General features: G+C 41.6%; 16 protein-coding genes and 2 riboswitches. Of the genes, 8 read left to right on the forward strand and 8 right to left on the reverse strand.

Going from position 1 to position 19,088, the window contains the following annotated elements:
* Positions 1–40 precede the first annotated feature (40 nt).
* A riboswitch (SAM riboswitch) is annotated at positions 41–147 on the reverse strand.
* A 172-nt stretch (positions 148–319) separates the two neighbouring features.
* Complete coding sequence (locus MKY93_RS13095; RefSeq protein WP_078818131.1) at positions 320–589, forward strand: AbrB/MazE/SpoVT family DNA-binding domain-containing protein; 270 nt, start codon at positions 320–322, stop codon at positions 587–589.
* A gap of 190 nt (positions 590–779) precedes the next feature.
* Here the strand turns inward: MKY93_RS13095 and MKY93_RS13100 are convergent, their stop codons facing one another.
* The gene (locus tag MKY93_RS13100) at positions 780–1,091 is read right to left on the reverse strand and encodes a thioredoxin family protein (protein ID WP_078818132.1); all 312 of its coding nucleotides are present in this window, start codon (positions 1,089–1,091) and stop codon (positions 780–782) included.
* A 620-nt stretch (positions 1,092–1,711) separates the two neighbouring features.
* Between MKY93_RS13100 and serA the strand changes: the two genes are divergently transcribed.
* The gene (gene serA, locus MKY93_RS13105; protein WP_040759340.1) at positions 1,712–3,298 is read left to right on the forward strand and encodes a phosphoglycerate dehydrogenase; all 1,587 of its coding nucleotides are present in this window, start codon (positions 1,712–1,714) and stop codon (positions 3,296–3,298) included.
* A gap of 46 nt (positions 3,299–3,344) precedes the next feature.
* On the opposite strand, the gene MKY93_RS13110 is transcribed toward serA, so the two are convergent.
* The gene (locus tag MKY93_RS13110) at positions 3,345–3,791 is read right to left on the reverse strand and encodes a small multi-drug export protein (RefSeq protein WP_078818133.1); all 447 of its coding nucleotides are present in this window, start codon (positions 3,789–3,791) and stop codon (positions 3,345–3,347) included.
* 75 nt (positions 3,792–3,866) lie between these two features.
* On the reverse strand, positions 3,867–4,661 hold the full coding sequence (locus MKY93_RS13115) for an HAD family hydrolase (protein ID WP_340759442.1): 795 nt from the start codon (positions 4,659–4,661) through the stop codon (positions 3,867–3,869).
* Positions 4,662–4,840: 179 nt separating this feature from the next.
* Between MKY93_RS13115 and thpR the strand changes: the two genes are divergently transcribed.
* Positions 4,841–5,389, forward strand: a complete 549-nt coding sequence (gene thpR, locus MKY93_RS13120) for an RNA 2',3'-cyclic phosphodiesterase (RefSeq protein ID WP_176132577.1) — start codon at positions 4,841–4,843, stop codon at positions 5,387–5,389.
* Between the two features lie 33 nt (positions 5,390–5,422).
* On the opposite strand, the gene MKY93_RS13125 is transcribed toward thpR, so the two are convergent.
* The 3 genes from MKY93_RS13125 to bioD form a co-directional block, all read right to left on the reverse strand.
* Positions 5,423–7,111, reverse strand: coding sequence for a methyl-accepting chemotaxis protein (locus MKY93_RS13125; RefSeq protein ID WP_340759443.1), 1,689 nt, complete (start codon positions 7,109–7,111; stop codon positions 5,423–5,425).
* Between the two features lie 297 nt (positions 7,112–7,408).
* Positions 7,409–8,788, reverse strand: coding sequence for an adenosylmethionine--8-amino-7-oxononanoate transaminase (gene bioA, locus MKY93_RS13130; RefSeq protein ID WP_340759444.1), 1,380 nt, complete (start codon positions 8,786–8,788; stop codon positions 7,409–7,411).
* Positions 8,757–9,500 carry a dethiobiotin synthase gene (gene bioD / locus MKY93_RS13135; RefSeq protein ID WP_078818138.1) on the reverse strand — a complete coding sequence of 248 codons (744 nt, stop codon included), beginning with the start codon at positions 9,498–9,500 and terminating at the stop codon, positions 8,757–8,759. The genes bioA and bioD overlap by 32 nt, the downstream gene beginning before the upstream one ends.
* 96 nt (positions 9,501–9,596) lie before the next feature.
* Here bioD and MKY93_RS13140 point away from each other — a divergent pair, with 96 nt between their 5' ends.
* From MKY93_RS13140 to MKY93_RS13155, 4 genes are all read left to right on the forward strand, one after another.
* Positions 9,597–10,163: a biotin transporter BioY gene (locus tag MKY93_RS13140; RefSeq protein WP_078818139.1), complete on the forward strand. Its 567-nt coding sequence runs from the start codon at positions 9,597–9,599 to the stop codon at positions 10,161–10,163.
* Positions 10,164–10,307: 144 nt separating this feature from the next.
* Complete coding sequence (locus MKY93_RS13145) at positions 10,308–11,213, forward strand: AEC family transporter (RefSeq protein ID WP_176132579.1); 906 nt, start codon at positions 10,308–10,310, stop codon at positions 11,211–11,213.
* 178 nt (positions 11,214–11,391) lie between these two features.
* Entirely contained in the window at positions 11,392–12,549 is a 1,158-nt protein-coding gene (locus MKY93_RS13150) for an acyl-CoA dehydrogenase family protein (RefSeq protein ID WP_078818140.1), read from the forward strand.
* Positions 12,546–13,103, forward strand: coding sequence for a DUF1273 domain-containing protein (locus MKY93_RS13155; protein ID WP_340759445.1), 558 nt, complete (start codon positions 12,546–12,548; stop codon positions 13,101–13,103). The genes MKY93_RS13150 and MKY93_RS13155 overlap by 4 nt, the downstream gene beginning before the upstream one ends.
* A gap of 46 nt (positions 13,104–13,149) precedes the next feature.
* Here the strand turns inward: MKY93_RS13155 and MKY93_RS13160 are convergent, their stop codons facing one another.
* Together MKY93_RS13160 and MKY93_RS13165 are read right to left on the reverse strand one after the other, a co-directional pair.
* On the reverse strand, positions 13,150–13,689 hold the full coding sequence (locus MKY93_RS13160; RefSeq protein ID WP_078818142.1) for a hydrolase: 540 nt from the start codon (positions 13,687–13,689) through the stop codon (positions 13,150–13,152).
* Between the two features lie 268 nt (positions 13,690–13,957).
* The gene (locus MKY93_RS13165; protein WP_340759446.1) at positions 13,958–16,147 is read right to left on the reverse strand and encodes a malate synthase G; all 2,190 of its coding nucleotides are present in this window, start codon (positions 16,145–16,147) and stop codon (positions 13,958–13,960) included.
* Positions 16,148–16,504: 357 nt separating this feature from the next.
* Positions 16,505–16,638, forward strand: a riboswitch (cobalamin riboswitch).
* Positions 16,639–16,781: 143 nt separating this feature from the next.
* Between MKY93_RS13165 and metE the strand changes: the two genes are divergently transcribed.
* Entirely contained in the window at positions 16,782–19,076 is a 2,295-nt protein-coding gene (gene metE, locus MKY93_RS13170; protein ID WP_221835204.1) for a 5-methyltetrahydropteroyltriglutamate--homocysteine S-methyltransferase, read from the forward strand.
* Positions 19,077–19,088 lie beyond the last annotated feature (12 nt).

Raw genomic sequence — 19,088 nt, forward strand, 5'->3', positions numbered from 1 at the left:
CTTTTCCTGTAGATAAGAAAATGAAGGTTTAGGACCACAGTTCTTATCTCTCAAGACAACAATCTTGTTGGAGGTAGCACCTTCCTGTTTACACAGAGGTTGCTGAAGCTTCATCAGGCCAAATCCCTCAGCTTCTCTTGATAAGTAGTATTTAGTTAATATCATTTCACGAAAATGATTTACTGACTATTATAACATTAATAAACTAATTGTATAGTCAAATTTTCAAATAGTTCTGCTCATTCCAATCTCGTAAATTGTAGACCGGAAATATTTGTGTATAATAGGAACTACCAACTACTTTTTAAAGGAGGAACTCATGAGATCTTTAGGCATTGTTCGCAAAGTAGACCATCTTGGCAGAATAGTTATTCCGAAAGAACTACGCAAATCTTTGCAATTAGATAAAGGCGATCCCATTGAAATTTTCGCAGAAGAAGATCGAATCATTTTGAGAAAGTATCAAGTGAATAAGGCATGCTTCATTACTGGTGAAGTAACGAACGAAAACAAAGAACTATCAAACGGATTATTCATAAGTCCTCAAGGCGCGAAAATCCTTCTCGAACAATTACAGGATTATGTTTAAATAATAACAAGCCAACCATCTCCTCGGATCGTTGGCTTGTTAGCATACATCAAAGTAATAAAATTTGGTTGACTTCAGAGTGAAAAGCGGAACAAGTGAATATAAGTTTGTAGCCCGGAGATTGGCTCCCCGCGGAAAGCCATCCTCCCGGAACCTGGATCAACGGTTCTTATACCCACTCACCCTCTGCTCACAAACTATTGATAAACTCTTCAATCTCCTCTTTCGTCTTGCGATTCTTACTGACAAAACGGCCTGTTTCCTTGCCTTCACTGAATGCGATAAAGCTTGGGATGCCAAATATATCGAGCTGAGTGCACAAGTCAATAAACTCATCTCGGTCGACATAAATAAATTGGTACTCGGAAAATTCCGTTTCCAGTGTTGGTAAAAACGGCTCGATCACTCTGCAATCAGGACACCAATCTGCAGAAAACAAGAAAATCACTCGCTCTTCTTGCTTCAATTGTTCGAATCGCTCGAAGGACTCTAAGTTTTTCATCTTACATTACCCCTTTACTTGAATAGTATGGCACTACTATAACATTGATTGGCATATATCTTCTCTTCTCACGACTTATGGTATTTCCTAATACTCCATAGTAAAAGTTACTTATAATCCGCTTTTATCTCTCAAACACGAACGTTCACAAATCATTCAATAATTTACGTTCGCCTTTATTAGTTTTTCATTTTTTTCCGAAAAGTAATTGACAATTACTTTTGACGTGTTATGATTAGTTCAAATTTAATACACGCAAAACAATTTTGACGAAGACATACCTTCCTGTAAAAGAATTTTCTAGAGAGCTGATGAATTGGTGAGAGTCAGTAAATTCTTGGGATGGCGGCACTTCCGAATTGCTTGGCTGAATAGTTCAGTAGGCCAATCCGTCACATGCACGTTACGCATGCTGAATGAAGGCTGCTTTTGCAGCAAAACAAGGGTGGTACCGCGTTAGTTTATTGAGCTTTTCGCCCCTTACGTATGTAAGGGATGGAAGGCTTTTTTATTTTTCCTAAAAGGAGGTAAGCATAGAACGTACATATGGGATCAACTCTATAAAATTCATTTTGAAAACTTTACAACAATAAAAACTACTGAAGGAGAGAATGATTATTATGGCTTTTAAAGTACTTATTAGTGACCCACTTAGCGAGGACGGTATTTTTCCATTACGACAAGCAGAAGGTTTTGAAATTGTGATCGATACAGATTTGACACCTGACCAACTGAAGGATCGGATCAAAGGTTTTGATGCTCTTCTAGTACGTAGTCAGACAACTGTTACGAAAGAATTGCTAGATTCTGCTGATCAATTGAAAATTATTGGACGTGCAGGTGTAGGTGTCGACAATATCGATTTGGACGCAGCTACAGAAAAAGGGATTATCGTCGTCAATGCTCCTGATGGAAATACAAATTCAGCTGCTGAGCACACGGTAGCTATGATGATGGCGATGGCTCGTAAAATTCCACAAGCATTCAATTCACTGAAGAACAATAAATGGGACAGAAAATCATTTCTCGGTGTAGAGCTAAAAGACAAAACATTAGGGATTATCGGACTTGGCCGTATTGGTGCAGAAGTTGCCAGACGTGCGAAAGGTCAACGTATGAATGTCATCGCGTACGATCCATTCCTAACTGAAGAAATCGCAAAGAAATTGGGTATTGAAATTGGTACGGTAGATGAAGTATTAGCAGCTGCTGATTTCATTACAGTACATACACCATTGCTGAAAGAAACTCGCAGAATGATCAATAAGGAAGCATTCGAAAAAATGAAAGACGGTGTACAGATCATCAACTGTGCCCGTGGTGGAATTATTGACGAAGATGCATTATACGATGCGATTGTCGCCGGAAAAGTAGCAGGTGCGGCACTAGATGTATTCGAGGAGGAACCATTCCTAGATCATAAGTTACTGACTTTGCCTGAAGTAATTGCTACCCCTCACTTAGGTGCGAGCACAATTGAAGCACAAGAATCTGTTGCTGTAGACGTAAGCCGAGACGTCGTCAACTTCTTGACAATCGGATCTGTCCGCAACCCAGTGAATTTACCATCCGTTTCTCGTGATGTTTTAGCGAAAATCGAGCCATTCTTTGACCTTACTGAAAAACTGGGTATGTTCTTATCACAAATCCAAAACACAGTCATCGACGAAATCAACATCCAATATGCAGGTGAATTGGCGAATTACGACGTGCGTGCATTGACTCGTAATACAGTGAAAGGTTTGTTGAAGCGCAATCTTGGCGAAACAGTCAATGATGTAAATGCAAGACTGTTGGCTGATCGTTACGGCATCAAAATAAATGAACAAAAAACGACGACAGCTAGAGGTTTCATGAACTTGATCACAGTGGAAGTTGTTACGGCAAAAGGCATCCGCAAAGTAGCCGGTACCCTTCTAAATGGTCTCGGGCCACGTATTGTGAAAGTTGATGATTATGTAGTTGACGCAATTCCACAAGGTCACTTGTTGTTCATTCGCCATAAAGACCAACCAGGCGCAATCGGACGTGTAGGTACATTGCTTGCGGAAGAAAATATTAATATTGCAGCGATGCAAGTGGGACGTTCTGCTGAAGGTGGAGACGCGATCATGATGTTAACAGTCGATCATCACGTTGAGTCTGCTTCTGTTGCACGCGTCAAAGAAGTTCAAAATATCCATGATGCAAAAGCTATTGATCTATAAAAACACAGGAAAACCAGCTGACATTTTGAAATGTCAGCTGGTTTTTTCACGTCCGTGTGACAAAAAAATCAAAGCCCATAGCAGTCAATATACCGAAAACGAGACACCAGAACGCGATACTGATCGCAGACCAAACGGCTGTCTTCACTTTATTGGCACCGAACACTAAACCGATAAACGCAGCGATATGTGTACCGATCAGAATGGGACCTGCAATTGTTAATACGGGTAATCCATATGTATTCATGATTTTTTCACCACGTTGCAATCGTTTTGAATTAACTCTTCCTTTTTTCTTATTTCTTCGTTCGATCCAGTCATTGATTTGCTGAAATCCGAGAATCAACAGAAGGATAGTCGCCATATTGCCTATAAATGCGAGGAGCATTACCCAAGTAGGTGACAGACCACTAATTATGCCAACGGGAATGACGAGCATAATTTCAATCCAAGGTATGGCCGCTCCTAAAAAAACTAAGATATATTCCAACATGCTTACCTGCCTCCTTGCTAATTGAACAGCTAGAGATTAGTATAACAGAATCGGAAAACCGATGAGAAGCAAGCCTCATCGGTTTTCTAGTCCAGACAGTATAGGAAACAAACCTTCTAAATGGTCAATTTCAAATGTTGGTTTCACTTCGTCGCTTGATAGTTTGTTTTCACGATTGATCCAGACGTTTTTCATTCCAACTCGGCTGGAACCGAGAATGTCGGTCATTAGATTATCACCGATCATCAATGCTTCATCGGCAGTCACACCGCATGTATCCAATACATGTTGGAAGATCGAAGCATCAGGTTTTCCTTTGCCGAATGCTCCAGATACAATAATATGATCAAAATACGGTGGAATCTCCGGAGAAATCGTCAATTTGATCTGCTGCAAACTAGGTGAACCATTTGTCAATAAAATGAGCTGGTAATCTCCCTTTAGGCGATCGAGTACTTCAAACGTCTCTTCATATATATATGGATGCTTTTTACGCTCTTTCGGAAAGAGCTCTGCCAATTCCCTGCCGAACGCTTCATCCTCTATCCCTAATTTCTTCAAACCTCGAATCCATGCTTCTTTTTGGTATTTTGGAATGATTCCTTTCATCTTTTGAAACTCTTCACCAGGATCGTCGAACACGCCCCACAACCCTTCAAATGGATTAATTCCGATATTTTGTGTATGAGGAAATGTCTCATAGGTCGCATATAATTCTCGCGCCTCTTCACGTACAGCTTTCTCTAACTCCACTGGGTTGACCCCGTTCTTTTTCGTCGCATACTCGCATGTTTTTTGAAATGCTATCGCAATACTCTTTGCATCCCAAATGAGCGTATCATCCAAATCAAAAATAAGTGTTTTAATCATCTTGCCAGCCCCTTTCTTATATACATTCAGTAGGTATATCCACTTTTAATTATACACATTAAACAATAAATTTGTTAGTTTGCCCGGTATCTATTGCGCATTGCAGATAAAAACCTTAAACTTTTATGCATAGTTATCAAGAAGGAAGGGAATCCCATCAAATAGGAGGTGAGTCCCGAATGGCACAACATTATTTTATCGGCATCTCGATTGCCACTCCCATTTCTGAAATAGCTGAACACTTTCGCTCCAAGTACCAACTGGCTGAAAGATATAAAGTAATCCCGCACGCTGATGACCTTCATATCACCATGCGCTATATAGGAGAGCTAGGTGAAGCCACTAAGTCTTCGCTTGAGCCTTCGTTACAAGAGATCGCAGAGGCAAATACCAGCTTCACTACTTCTGTTACAGGTTTGTCCTTTTTCGGATCGCCTTACGGACCGCGCGTTGTCTACCTTTCTGTTGAGGCGGTGGGAGCTTTGGAACATTTACAAAGACAGATTGCAAGGCGCACAGAAAATATTCTTGAATTAGAAAAAGACAATCGTTTCGTTCCGCACATCACGATTGCAAAGAAACGTAAGACTGCGGATAAGATCCAGTTATCTAAAGAAACGATTACTCCAGTCCAAATTGATATAGAAGGATTCACTTTATTTAGAATTCATCCTAACGTACGGCCATCTTACGAATCAGTTGCCTATTTTCCATTTAAAAAGAGCTGATTGCCTGTTCGCAATCAGCTCTTTTCTTTCATTTCACACTCGAAAGCGTCCCATATCGCTCTGCAGCCGTTCTGCCAACTCCGCCAAAGTTTGAGAACTAGATGTAATCTCCTCATTCGCCGCCAACTGTTCTTCTGTAGCAGCGCTTGTGGACTGAGCTTCAGCTGAAGCCTGGATAGCGAGTTCCTCCACTTGTTTCGCTCCCCCAGCGACTTCAGTGGTCATTGTACGGATTTCTTCGATTGCTGTGGAGACAGTGGAGATTTTTTCACTCACATCTGTAGTTGCATTTTCAATGTTTACAAATACGGCACTGGTTTTTTCTGTAGATGTTAAACCTTCTTCCACACGCTTCCGTCCAGCTCCAGTGCTGTCGACCGCTTTCGCTACATTCAGAATCATCGTATCGATCATCCGTCCGATTTCTTCAGCTGACCGCTTGGACTGCTCTGCCAAATTCCGTACTTCTTCCGCAACGACGGCAAAGCCTTTTCCATGCTCTCCTGCGCGTGCTGCTTCAATAGCTGCATTTAATGCTAATAAATTTGTCTGTTCCGCAATAGCTGTAATCATACGCGTGACATTCCGAATATTTTCGGAGTGCTCCGCCATATCATTAATGATTGTAGTGGATTCCCCTATAGTTTGGCTGATTGTTTTCATATCAGCCGAAAACTCCTCCATTAATAAAGAGCCTTCTTTCACTAATTTCGATACTTCCCCGGAGGATTCCAGCATCTCTTCGTTATCATCTGTAATTCGGTCAATCGCCGTCATCATTTCTTGCATGGCTAGGGTTGACTGACTGACAATTTGTGCTTGCGAGTCACTTGTCTGCAAGTTCTTTTCCGAAATTTCAGCGACCATTTCAGAAGCAGCCAAGCTTTCCTCTGCACTTGCAGATAATTCTTCCGACTGGCCAGCTAGCTGGGTGGCAGAGTCCCTAGCACGCTGAATGATGCCTCGTAAATCTCTAACCATTATATTCAGTGCAGTGGACATTTCACCGATTTCGTCACGATTTTTAACAGTTACCTCTTCCACAGCAAAGTTTCCACTTGATAATTCGGATATCGCCGCTGTCATCTTGCCGACCGGTCTAGTAATCAGTCTACTAATAATAATTGTGATAGCTATACTTGCTATGATGCCTATAATTAATAAAATTCCCGTCAAATTAATGGCGATAAAGGTATATCTTTGTACTTCTTCCTCTAGTTTTTCTTGTTCTTCCCGTTGATGTTCAATCATTACTTGTATATTATTCGTAATAATATCCTGATAAATCGCGCCGTTTACACCTACTTGAATGGCTTTATCTCGCTTTCCTTTTTGTACCTCTGCTATCATATTACGTATAACGCCATCGTAATTTACTGTAGCAGCGCCAATTTCAAGCATCGCTTTCTTCATCTCTTCATTATGTATAATGCCTTCTAAAATCTCCAACCGCTCTTTATTTTTTTGTTGTGCTTTCTCAATTCCATCCACATAGGAAGGATTTTCATAAAGGACGTATCCGCGTATATTACTCGACATTAAATTCTGATCTTTCAGTTGTTGCTCCAATAAAACAACCTTTTGCATTCGATCGTCAATCAAATAACGATACTTTTCATTGACATTTTTTAAAGCCAAAAAACCTACTGCCCCAATTAAGATCATAATGACCACAACACTTAAAAAGCCTGTCCATAACTTTTTCCCCACCGTGAACTTCACTAATTCCATCCCCTTCTGTCAGATATGCGAATACTTAGGCATAATTGCTCAAATCTTTTTAATTTATTATAGCGTAATAAATTGAAAAGGTATATAAGGAATAGATTGTTTATGGGAAATTAGAACCTCTCACTTCAGTAAATAATCAGATGTCTTCACTTAATTTCATTTATAATTCATTCAGTTATTTATGCAACTTAACAAATTGTTTTTTAATCCTAAGCTCATTAAAAGCAAACGAGTCTTAGAAATGAGCTGGAGTTTCGCAATCGCTACTCAGTTCTCTATCTTTGCATATTATATATTCATCGTTTCGGCCGCAGTTAACCCATAATTTTCTTCAATGACTAACCTTATACCTTCCTTTACTACCGCAACCATTTCCACCAATTGCTCGGCAGTCGTTGCAAGAGGTGGCATCAAAACAATCACATCACCTAATGGCCTAGTCAATAAGCCCAATTCGCGCATTTTCAGGGTAGACCGATATGCGATGCGTCTTTCAAATGAGAACGACTCTTTTGTGTATCGATCCTTAACGATTTCTATTCCGACCATAAGTCCACACTGACGTACATCTCCAACATGCGGCAACTCTTTTAGATCAGCAAGCAGCTCCGTCAGCAATTCTGCTTTATCAGACGCTTGTTGAACTAATTGTTCCTTTTCAAATATCTCCAAGTTAGCCAGTGCTACAGCGCATCCTAGCTGATTCCCCGTATATGAATGACCATGGAAAAATGTTTTCATTTCTTCATGCTTTCCATAAAAGGCGTTATAGATTTCTTCTGTTGTAAATGTTGCGGCTACTGGCAAATAACCACCCGTCAGACCCTTCGCTACCGTCATGATGTCCGGTTGAATACTTTCATGCTCCACAGCAAACATTTTTCCAGTACGGCCAAAACCCGTCGCCACTTCATCCACAATAAGCAACACATTGAATTCCTTGCACAATTCCTCTACACCTTTCAAATACCCAGGTGGCATTGTATTCATTCCACCCGCACCTTGAATCATCGGCTCCAAAACCATGCCAGCAATTTCTTCATGGCGTTCTTCAAAAAGCAAGCGCAACTTGTGCAGACTTTCATCACGTACTACCTGTTCGTCATTAGACGGATGTCGGTATACTGCTGGAAATGGAATAACAAGCGCATCAAATAATAAAGAAGTATATACCTTATGATACAGCTCGATAGATCCAACACTCATTGTACCGACCGTATCCCCATGGTACCCATTACTCAACGTAACGAATTTCATCTTCTGGCTAACACCCTTGTTTTGCCAATACTGATAGGCCATTTTCACAGCAATTTCCACGGATGTCGCTCCGCTATCCGAATAAAAAACACGCGTTAACCCTTCAGGCACTAACTCGATTAATTTTTCCGCTAATAAAATGGATGGAACATTTGCAGCTCCTAATAAAGTCGAATGGGCAATCAGCTGTAACTGCTTTTGAATCGCTTCATCTAGTTCTTTCTTTTGGTGACCGTGTACATTCAACCACAAAGAAGAATTTCCATCCAGATACGTTTTACCGTATATATCTGTGACCCTTACGCCTTCTCCGCTTTCAATGATCAATGGATCTTGCTCATAATCGGACATTTGCGTAAAGGGCAACCACATATATTGTTTACTTTTTTCCAATAATTGATCTGCTTTCATTTCTTAACGCCTCCCGTAATCTGTTCATGTCCCAATTTCGATAGCACTCTATTCTCTTAGACGGATCCCTCAGTGTGTCGTCTACATTTTTCAGATGAGGAATCACTCCAATGATCGGGATTCCAGTCAACTTACTGATCATTTCACCATTATCATGAATGATTTCTTTTTCATCTTGTTGTAAATCGTTGAGCAGTACCCCTGCAATGGGGATTTGTCTAGATTTCAACGTATTTATGGTGAGCACCGAATGATTGATCGTCCCAACACCCGCTCTTGAAACGATCACGACTGGTGCGTCTAATTCTTCCATCCAATCGATCATGCAATAGCCGTCTCCAGTCAATGGAACATATAATCCTCCAGCCCCCTCTATAACTACCCCTTCAGCTATTCCACCTAATTGTCTGACTGCTTCACTGAGACGAGTCGGTTGAATTTCTCTGTCTTCGATTAACGCAGCCAAATGAGGTGAGCAAGGTTTTTGGAATAAATATTCTATATTTCCTCTTCCCATCTGTTTATGCGCAGCCGATTGATAGACCATCACGTCAGGCGCGATCCAATCTTCATCTTGCTGAATAGCACCTGTTTGGACAGGTTTGAACGGGGTGAATTGTAACCCATGATCTGCAAAATAACTTATTAGCAGTGTAGTCGCTATGGTTTTTCCCACATCGGTATCTGTGCCTGTAACGAATAAAACCGTCATACAATATCCTCCTCTCCCGAAAATGTGTTAACTAAATATAAAAGTATGTTAACATATAATCAGAAACACAACAATAGTTTTTAGGAGGAATGGAAAATGAAAGCAAGAGAAATTGTCATTTGTGCGTTGTTTGCTGCGCTAATGGGAGTAGGAGCTAACATTGCGCCTTTACTGACGATCGGCGGTGTGCCAATAACATTGCAGCTGCTAATTGCAATTTCAGCTGGGGGGTTATTAGGAAGTAAATTAGGCAGTCTGTCTATGTTCGCCTATTTATTTATCGGTCTAGCTGGTGCGCCGATCTTCGCTCAGTTCAAAGGCGGTCTCGGCAGCATACTGAGCCCGACATTTGGCTATATCATTTCGTTTATTGTTGTCGCTTATATTGTCGGAAAGTTTTTCGAACGTAAAACACTGTTTACATATGTAGGAGCTGGAACACTTGCTATTCTGACAAATTATATTATCGGCACAAATTATATGTATTTGGCCTATATCTATTGGGTAGAGGCGCCAGCAAGCTTCAGCTATGTCATCGCATGGTCTTGGATGGTGGCCTACTTGCCATTGGATATCGGAGTTACCATTCTTGCCTTAATTTTGATTCCCCGATTACAGAAAGTATTGAAATTTCATTCTATACGCAAACGAAGCCTCTCATGACCAAGGATCCATCCTCTGCGATGGATTCTTTTTTGGCGTAATATCTTCTGCCCAAAAATATTTATTGAATTCAGATAAAAAAGTTTTCTAGTATCATAGTTCATGTATAATAAGTTTCATCAACCTAGAAAGGACGGAATCTTCTTGGAACTTATTTCAATCATCGCTCCTGTATTATTTATTTTTTTAATTGGTTTCATTGGACAGAAGTTCCTGTCATTCGATATTAAAACGATATCAACGGCAGCTCTTTACCTGATGTCTCCTTTTTTGGCATTCCGGACTTTCTATACGAATGCACTTGACCGAACGTATTTGTATATTGCTGCCTTCGCAGTACTGTTGTTGGTCATTCTGTTCATTATCGTCTGGTTTACTGCTGATATTATGAAAGCTTCGCGTTCTGAACGTTCTGCTATGATTCTTGGCGGGGTATTTATGAACAGCGGGAATTATGGAGTGCCTGTCGTATTGTTTGCATTTGGCTCGGCAGCCTTTGATTACGGGGTCATTATGATGGTCTTTCAGTCAATTCTAATGAATTCAATCGGTATTTTTTTCGCTTCCATCGGAGGAGAAGCACATGCGACTTGGCGTGACTCGATGCAGCGGGTTATACGTATGCCATTGATTTACGCTGCGATTCTAGGTATTATCTTTCAAGTTTCTTCTATTAAGTTATCTGATTCCATGATGCAGGGAGTTGACTTGATTGCAGATGCTTCCATCCCGGTCGTCATGCTCGTCCTCGGAATGCAACTGGCGATGATTGTCCGCAAGCGCGTTGCCTATCGATATGTCACAGCGGTGACGATTATTCGCATGATCATTTCACCATTGATTGCAGTTGTCATTTTAATATTTTTACCGGTTGATGATTTGTTGAAAGTGGTACTGATTATCCAAGCAGCAATGCCTGGATCAGCGAATACGACAATGTTTGCAGTTCAATTTGGAACGGAGCCAGATTTGGTCTCGTTTACGACACTCACAACGACATTGTTAAGTCTTTTGACAATTCCAATCGTTCTCTATTTCGTCATGATGTGACGTCATTTCTTTTATAGATTTTTTTATTCGTCAGAATGGTATTTTTTTCGATTATCTAGTATACTATACTTTCATGTCCTTGACGGAGACGATCAAGGATCTCGTAGATTTGTGCAGATCTTATATACGAAAGAAACTATAGATAAATGAAGACTGAAGTAGTAAGGACGTGTTTCTCGTGTCGACAGAACTTTTTATCACAACGGACTTTCAACGCCGATGGGTCAATGAATTGACTGAGGCAGGTCCGTTTTTCAGCAGCTTTTCAGAGCAATCTGATACGCTGTCCAAATTCCCAAAAGAGAATATTCAAAAACTCGTGGAAATGGGCTACACTACGTTGACACTCCCGAAGGAATTCGGTGGTGAAGGCATCTCCGTAACGGATATGGTGTTGTTTCAAGAAACGATTGCTCGTTTTGACAGTGCGACTGCTCTAGCTATCGGCTGGCATCAAGGCGTAGTCGGCGAACTGTATGAAAATCGCAAATGGACTGCGGAACAATTAGCGCAATTCAGCGAAGCTGTTCAGCAAGGTGCACTAATCAACCGTTCTGTAACCGAGGCTCAAACAGGAAGTCCTACGCGAGGCGGTCGCCCCCAGACGACGGCAACACGTTCTGCAGGCGGCTGGGTGATTTCAGGAGAGAAAACGTTCACTACAATGGCTCCTGCCCTTACCCACTTCCTAGTATCTGTATGGATTGAAGAAAAACAGCAAATCGGTTTCTTCTTGATTCCACGTGAATCAGAAGGGCTGTCCATCAAAGAAACATGGCATACGATTTCCATGCGCGGTACAGAGAGCCAGACGCTCGTTTTGGATGACGTAAAAGCCACGGATGATCAGTTAGTGGAAGTGAATGAAGCACCACGCGGCAATAAGCTCAATGGTTGGCTTCTCCACATACCGGCTTGTTATTTGGGAATCGCACAAGCTGCTCGCGATTACGCGGTTCACTTTGCGGCAACTTATCAGCCTAACAGTTTAGATGAGCCGATCGCTTCCCTCTTCAATATTCAAACTCAAATCGGCAAAATGGATTTGGAGCTCATTAAAGCACGCCATCTCCTCTATGATATTGCCTCGATTTACGATGACGAAGCACGCCGTGTTCATCTGCAAAATGAATTAGGTGCCGCAAAGTCGATTGTTACGAATAGTGCAATAGAAATTGTTAATCTCGCAATGCGAATTGTAGGGGCGAAGAGTTTGGAGTTATCGAATCCACTACAGCGCCATTATCGCGATGTACGCGCGGGTCTTCACAATCCTCCGATGGATGACATGACGATAACAAAATTAGCTCACGCGGCGATTAACGAACAAAAATGACGAAGCGAATCATAGTAAGTGGATACAAAGCACATGAATTAGGGATCTTCAATGAACAGCATCCGGGTATTGCGATTATTAAAAAAGCATTAACGGACCAGTTGCTGACCCTTCTGGATCAAGGACTAGAATGGGTTATCGTCAGCGGCCAGCTCGGCGTCGAGACTTGGGCAATCGAATGTGTTTGGGAGTTGCAAGAGGAATACCCGCAGTTACAATATGCCGTGATTACACCGTTTCTTGATCAACAAACGAATTGGAATGAGACGAAAAAAGAGCAGTATGAACAAATCATCGCGCTTGCAGATTATACTGTCAGTTTAACGAACAAGCCATACGAAGCACCTTGGCAATTTATTGAGAAGAATAAGTTTCTGCTTCGTAATTCAGATGCACTGTTGCTTGTTTATGATGAAGAGAATGAAGGCTCTCCGAAATTTATCAAACAAATGGCCGAACAATTGACAGAGACGACAGACTATGAACTTTTGACCATCAGCGCCGATGATCTTCAGCTTATTGCAGAAGATTTACAGCGAGAAAAATGGGAATAAAAAAAGCGAAATGCCAAACATTATGGCTATTCCGCTTTTTTATTTGTTATTTTATGATTTTCAACACTTTTTTAAATTCGTCCGTCCCCGCTTCACCAATCAGTTCATATAAAGCAGTTTCCACACACGTCGCAGTAACTCCAAGCCCCTTCATTTTCTCGAGGCCGATTTGTTTATTCGCTTCCGTCCGTGAAGTGACTGCATCTTCAACCACTTCGACTTCATAACCTTGCTTCACTAAATCTGCCGCTGTCAGATATACGCAAATATGCGTTTCAATTCCTGCAATTAATACTTGTTTGCGGCCCGAGCTTTCCAGCTGTTTCATAAATTCTTCATTGCCCGCCGCACTAAATGTCATTTTTGCGATGGGTTCCTGACCTTCTAGTAAACTGGATAAAGATTCAGTCGTCGGTCCCAGTCCTTCAGGGTACTGTTCCAACCAAAGTATTGGAACATTTAACACTTGTAATCCTTTGATCAGTTTCTCCAGATTATCATGCAACGTCTTACTATCTTTAACAATTTGCGCTAGCTTACCTTGTACGTCCACTAATACAAATAGCGTTTGCTCTTTTTTCAGCATCTCATTTCCCCCTTTTTAATAATTATTGCTATATAAACTGAAATAAATAACTTACACTCAAAGTAAAACGTAGGAACCGTTGATTTCCATTCCAGGCGGACGCTTTCCGCGGGGCGCGGGAGTCGCCGCCTTCCACTCCAATCAACTGAGTATCCATTTCTGCACAATCTCATGTAAAACTTTAATTAACATATACAGTATACCATATTTACAGATTTATTAGAAAAACAGCTCCTCTTCCAAATTAGAAGAGGAGCTATTAGTGTAATTAATTTTGTACCGTTGCTTTTTGTTTCGCTTTGGCTTTTGCTTCGATTCGTCGGGCGTGCAAGATTGGCTCTGTGTAGCCGCTTGGCTGTTCGGCACCTTTGAATACTAAATCGCAAGCTGCCTGGAAAGCAATAGAATCGTCATAGTTGGGAGCCATTGGCTGATAAAGTTCATCGCCAGCGTTTTGCTCGTCAACGACCTTCGCCATTCGTTCCAATGTTTCCTGGACTTGCTCTTTTGTCGTGATGCCGTGACGTAGCCAGTTTGCGATATGCTGGCTGGAAATACGCAATGTTGCGCGGTCTTCCATTAAACCTACGTCATTGATATCCGGAACCTTAGAACAGCCAACTCCTTGATCAATCCAGCGAACAACATAGCCAAGGATCCCCTGCGCATTGTTATCCAACTCTGATTGAATTTCTTCTGCAGGCCAGTCTGTGTTCGGCGCCAACGGGATCTCTAGGATTCCATCTCGGTAATCAATTGCGCTGTCGACATTGGCTTGAACTTCTTTTACATTGATCTCGTGATAGTGCAATGCATGCAATGTAGCAGCTGTTGGAGATGGCACCCACGCTGTGCTTGCACCTGCTTTTGGATGGGCGACCTTTTGCTCAAGCATTGCAGCCATCATATCCGGCATAGCCCACATTCCCTTACCGATTTGAGCATGTCCAGGAAGACCAGTCTTAATTCCGACAGCAACGTTGGATGCTTCATAGGAAGCTAACCACTTGGAAGCTTTCATATCATTTTTGCGGATAACAGGACCCGCTTCCATTGAAGTATGAATTTCATCACCTGTACGGTCAAGGAAACCTGTATTGATGAATGCAATCCGTTCTTTCACCGCATGGATTGCAGACTTCAAATTCAATGACATTCTGCGCTCTTCATCCATCAAACCGATTTTCAGCGTATTGCGCTCCAAGCTCAATAAATCTTCAATGCGGTCAAATAACTTATTGGCAAATGCCGCCTCTTCCGGGCTATGCATCTTCGGCTTAACGATATAAATTGAACCATGTCTGGAGTTTTTGAACTCTGCATCATCTTTCAGATTATGTGTTGCAATCAACGAAGTTACGACACCATCTAAAATTCCTTCAGGTACTTCGTTGCCGTTTTCATCTAAAATCGCATTATTTGTCATCAAATGACCTACGTTACGGACGAACATTAATGAACGGCCGTGTAGCGATAGCTCTTTGCCGTCTGGTGTTTTGTATGTGCGGTCAGGATTCATTCTTCGAGTGACCGTCTTGCTGCCTCGTTTGAACGATGCTTCCAGATCACCTTTCATCAAACCTAACCAGTTGCGGTAGACCCCCACTTTATCTTCAGCATCTACTGCTGCGATCGAGTCTTCACAGTCCATCAACGTAGAAAGTGCTGCTTCCAAAATCAAGTCTTTCACACCCGCCGCATCGTCTTTCCCAATTGGATGGTTTCGATCGATTGCAATTTCGATATGCAATCCGTTATTCGTCAACAAGACAGCGGAAGGTGCGTCTTCCGAACCGTTAAAGCCAGCCAGTTTAGAAGCATCTTTCAAGCCTGTTTTATTGCCATTCTGAAGTGTCACTTCAAGTTTTCCACTAACGATTGCATACGCTGTGGCGTCTGCATGTGTCCCTTCCGCAAGCGGTGCTGCTTGATCTAATAACTCTTTTGCAAAGTTGATAACTTTCTGTCCTCGGATCGGATTGTACTGTACGCCAGCTTCAGCTTCACCTTCATCACTGATGACATCCGTTCCGTACAATGCATCATATAGACTTCCCCATCTTGCGTTTGCCGCGTTCAACGCATAGCGGGCATTGTCGACAGGCACGACCAATTGGGAGCCTGCTTGAATAGCGATTTCATCATCGACATTGGAAGTTGTCACTTGGAAGTCCTCAACAATCGGTTCCAAATAGCCAATTTCCTTTAAAAATTCTTTATAGTTAGCAGAATCTGCTGTTTCTTTATTGTTTTGATGCCATTCATTGATCTTTTTTTGCAATTCGCTTCGTTTCTCTAACAGCGCTTTGTTTTCAGGAGCAAGTTCATGAATGAGCGAATCAAAGTTTGTCCAAAATTGTTCTTTTTGGATTTCTAAGCCTAATAGAACTTCCTCATTAACAAAGTTGTATAGTTCTTTTGCGACTTGCAGCTTGCCTACTTTTTCATAATTTGTCATAGAATAAAGCCACCCCTTAAGTTTTTTTGCGCTGCTCTGTTGTATAACATACAGCGATAAACACGATTCTTCCTCAATTGATCATAGGTGCCCCCACAGCCAATAATCAAGATTTCTTCGTATGAATGACGATTCATGTCCTAATTTGAAGTCGTGTTATTACTTATCATACCTAAACTCTATAAAACTTTCAACAGAATTGTGTAAATTTTCACACCTTCTTTTTTGAAAGAGAATTTGTTACTTTTGTACAGTTATATAACAGATGACAAAAAAAGAGTATTGCTTAATTATCTATTTACCAGCAAGTTGACACTCAACGAACCTTATGATAGTTTTAGAGACAATCATCATGAATTGAATAGTTTGAAAACAGGTGAAATGATCATTGCTTTCATTTCTTAAAAGGGAATCCTTTTCTTGGAGCGGTCCCGCCACTGTGAAGACGTGCTTACGTCCAGCCAGATACCTGCCTGTTTTCATAACGCTTAATCCTACGGTGAATAGGGAGGTGTTAGACACACGGCAAACGATGCACGCTTATTTAGGCATGCATTTTACACATACGTGCATTTCTAACATTCTTTGTTAGGAATGCTTTTTTTATTGGATAAAATCATGAGGGGGAAATCAAATGGTAAAAAGCAGTATTGTCGGCTATCCTGTTATTGGCGAAAACCGGGAGTGGAAACGAGCGTTAGAAGCATTTTGGGCAGAAATAATTTCGGAAGAAGAACTTCTGCGGACAACAAAAGACATCCGTTTAGCCAACCTGAAGAAACAACAAGACGCAGGAGTAGACCGAATTGCAGTCGGCGATTTCACATTGTATGACCGGGTGCTCGATACATCCACAATGTTCGGAATCATCCCTTCACGCTATCATTGGAAAGGCGGTCAAGTGTCGATATCCACTTATTTTTCAATGGCACGCGGTAATGACGATGCTGTCGCTTCCGAAATGACGAAATGGTTCAACACGAACTATCACTACATTGTCCCCGAGTATGAAGGACAACGTTTTCAATTGACTGAGAACAAACCACTTACTGCATACCGCGAAGCAAAGAAAGAACTCGGTATCGAGGGGAAACCTGTTCTACTCGGCCCCTACACTTTATTGAAACTTTCTAAAGGGTATGAAGAAATAGACGTACCTTCTATCATTCTGCAATTGATTCCTCTTTATCAAAAGGTATTGCAAGAATTACAGGATGAAGGCGTTCAATGGGTGCAAATTGATGAACCAATTCTTTGCACTTCCATTTCTTCTGATGAAATGAAAACCGTAACTGAAATTTACTTGCAGTTAACAAAAAACATAAATAGCTTGAACGTTTTAGTGCAAACATACTTTGATTCAGTTGAGCACTATGAAGCAACACTTGCATTACCAGTAGCTGGAATTGGTCTTGATTTCGTGCATGGCGGTGTCAAAAACTTGGAAAACCTTAAGAAATACGGCTTCCCTGATGATAAAGTACTCGCTGCTGGTATTGTGGACGGTCGGAATATTTGGCGATCAGATTTGAACGTCAAGCTGTCATTACTAGGAAAGATTCAACAGCATGTAGAGTCCGGAAACGTTTGGATCCAGCCATCCAGCAGTCTGCTTCACGTACCCGTGACAATTCAGTCAGAGCAGAAATTAGATTCAACAATTAAGAATGCACTTTCATTTGCGGATGAAAAAATTAAAGAACTCAATGTACTGAAAGCTGCGTTGCAACAAGGTAAAGAAAGCGTCGCTTCAGATTTCAAACAAAATGAAGCCGCTCTTACTGCATTCAATCAACTCCCTGCCCGCAAACGCGAGGAGGTTCGACAAGCAAGTTCAGGCAGTACTTTGTCTGACAGCAAGCGGAATCTGCCGTTCGCAGAGCGGAAATTGAAGCAGCAAGAGAAGTTCCAATTACCTGTATTGCCTACAACCACAATCGGCAGTTTCCCCCAAACGCCTGAAGTACGTATAACACGTACAAAATGGAGAAAAGGCGAAATTACGGATCAGCAGTACAAAGACTTTGTAAAAGCGGAAATTAAGGAATGGATCCAAATCCAAGAAGAACTCGGACTTGATGTGCTCGTGCACGGGGAATTCGAACGGACGGATATGGTAGAATATTTCGGCGAAAAGCTGGATGGTTTTGTCTTTACGGAAAAAGCTTGGGTGCAATCCTATGGTTCCCGATGTGTGAAACCACCAATCATTTATGGAGATGTTGTATTTACGAAGCCGATGACGGTAGAAGAATCCGTATACGCTAAATCACTGACAGATCACGAAGTAAAAGGTATGCTGACCGGACCCGTGACGATTTTGAATTGGTCATTTGTTCGCGATGACTTGACCAGAGAAGAAGTGACCAATCAAATTGCTCTCGCACTGCGTAAAGAAATCGAGTCGCTTGAAGCAGCAGGTATCCATATGATCCAAGTAGATGAACCGGCACTTCGAGAGGGGCTCCCATTAAAGCAATCCGAATGGAATCATTATCTCGACTGGGCTGTGAATGCTTTCCGTGTTGCTACAGCTTCCGTTGAGGATACGACGCAAATTCATACACATATGTGCTACTGTGATTTCAATCATTTCATTGAAGCAATCAGTGCGCTGGATGCGGATGTTATTTCCATCGAAACGTCACGCAGTCATGGTGATTTGGTGGAATCTTTCAAAGAATATCATTATGACAAAGGAATTGGACTTGGCGTTTATGACATCCATAGCCCGCGCGTTCCGGCTGTTGAAGAAATGACGGAAATCATCAATAAAGGTTTGGAAGTGCTAGAACCTTCACAGTTCTGGATCAATCCCGACTGTGGTTTGAAAACAAGAAAACGCGAAGAAACAGTTGCCGCATTGAAACATATGGTCATCGCCACGGAACAAGCACGTGAGCGTTTAGGTGTTTCTGCAGTAAAATGATAAAAGAGCAGA

The sequence above is a fragment of the Sporosarcina sp. FSL W7-1283 genome (assembly GCF_038003105.1).
Taxonomy (GTDB): Bacteria; Bacillota; Bacilli; order Bacillales_A; family Planococcaceae; genus Sporosarcina; species Sporosarcina newyorkensis.

What these genes read in the sequence shown, in the direction of transcription:
- MKY93_RS13115 (WP_340759442.1), bottom strand. Translation starts at nt 4,661, where the DNA reads ATGATTAAAACACTTATTTTTGATTTGGATGATACGCTCATTTGGGAT.
- MKY93_RS13140 (WP_078818139.1), top strand. Translation starts at nt 9,597, where the DNA reads ATGAAAGCAAGAGAAATTGTCATTTGTGCGTTGTTTGCTGCGCTAATG.
- MKY93_RS13160 (WP_078818142.1), bottom strand. Translation starts at nt 13,689, where the DNA reads ATGCTGAAAAAAGAGCAAACGCTATTTGTATTAGTGGACGTACAAGGT.
- serA (WP_040759340.1), top strand. Translation starts at nt 1,712, where the DNA reads ATGGCTTTTAAAGTACTTATTAGTGACCCACTTAGCGAGGACGGTATT.
- MKY93_RS13165 (WP_340759446.1), bottom strand. Translation starts at nt 16,147, where the DNA reads ATGACAAATTATGAAAAAGTAGGCAAGCTGCAAGTCGCAAAAGAACTA.
- MKY93_RS13155 (WP_340759445.1), top strand. Translation starts at nt 12,546, where the DNA reads ATGACGAAGCGAATCATAGTAAGTGGATACAAAGCACATGAATTAGGG.
- metE (WP_221835204.1), top strand. Translation starts at nt 16,782, where the DNA reads ATGGTAAAAAGCAGTATTGTCGGCTATCCTGTTATTGGCGAAAACCGG.
- MKY93_RS13100 (WP_078818132.1), bottom strand. Translation starts at nt 1,091, where the DNA reads ATGAAAAACTTAGAGTCCTTCGAGCGATTCGAACAATTGAAGCAAGAA.
- bioD (WP_078818138.1), bottom strand. Translation starts at nt 9,500, where the DNA reads ATGACGGTTTTATTCGTTACAGGCACAGATACCGATGTGGGAAAAACC.
- MKY93_RS13110 (WP_078818133.1), bottom strand. Translation starts at nt 3,791, where the DNA reads ATGTTGGAATATATCTTAGTTTTTTTAGGAGCGGCCATACCTTGGATT.
- MKY93_RS13095 (WP_078818131.1), top strand. Translation starts at nt 320, where the DNA reads ATGAGATCTTTAGGCATTGTTCGCAAAGTAGACCATCTTGGCAGAATA.
- thpR (WP_176132577.1), top strand. Translation starts at nt 4,841, where the DNA reads ATGGCACAACATTATTTTATCGGCATCTCGATTGCCACTCCCATTTCT.
- bioA (WP_340759444.1), bottom strand. Translation starts at nt 8,788, where the DNA reads ATGAAAGCAGATCAATTATTGGAAAAAAGTAAACAATATATGTGGTTG.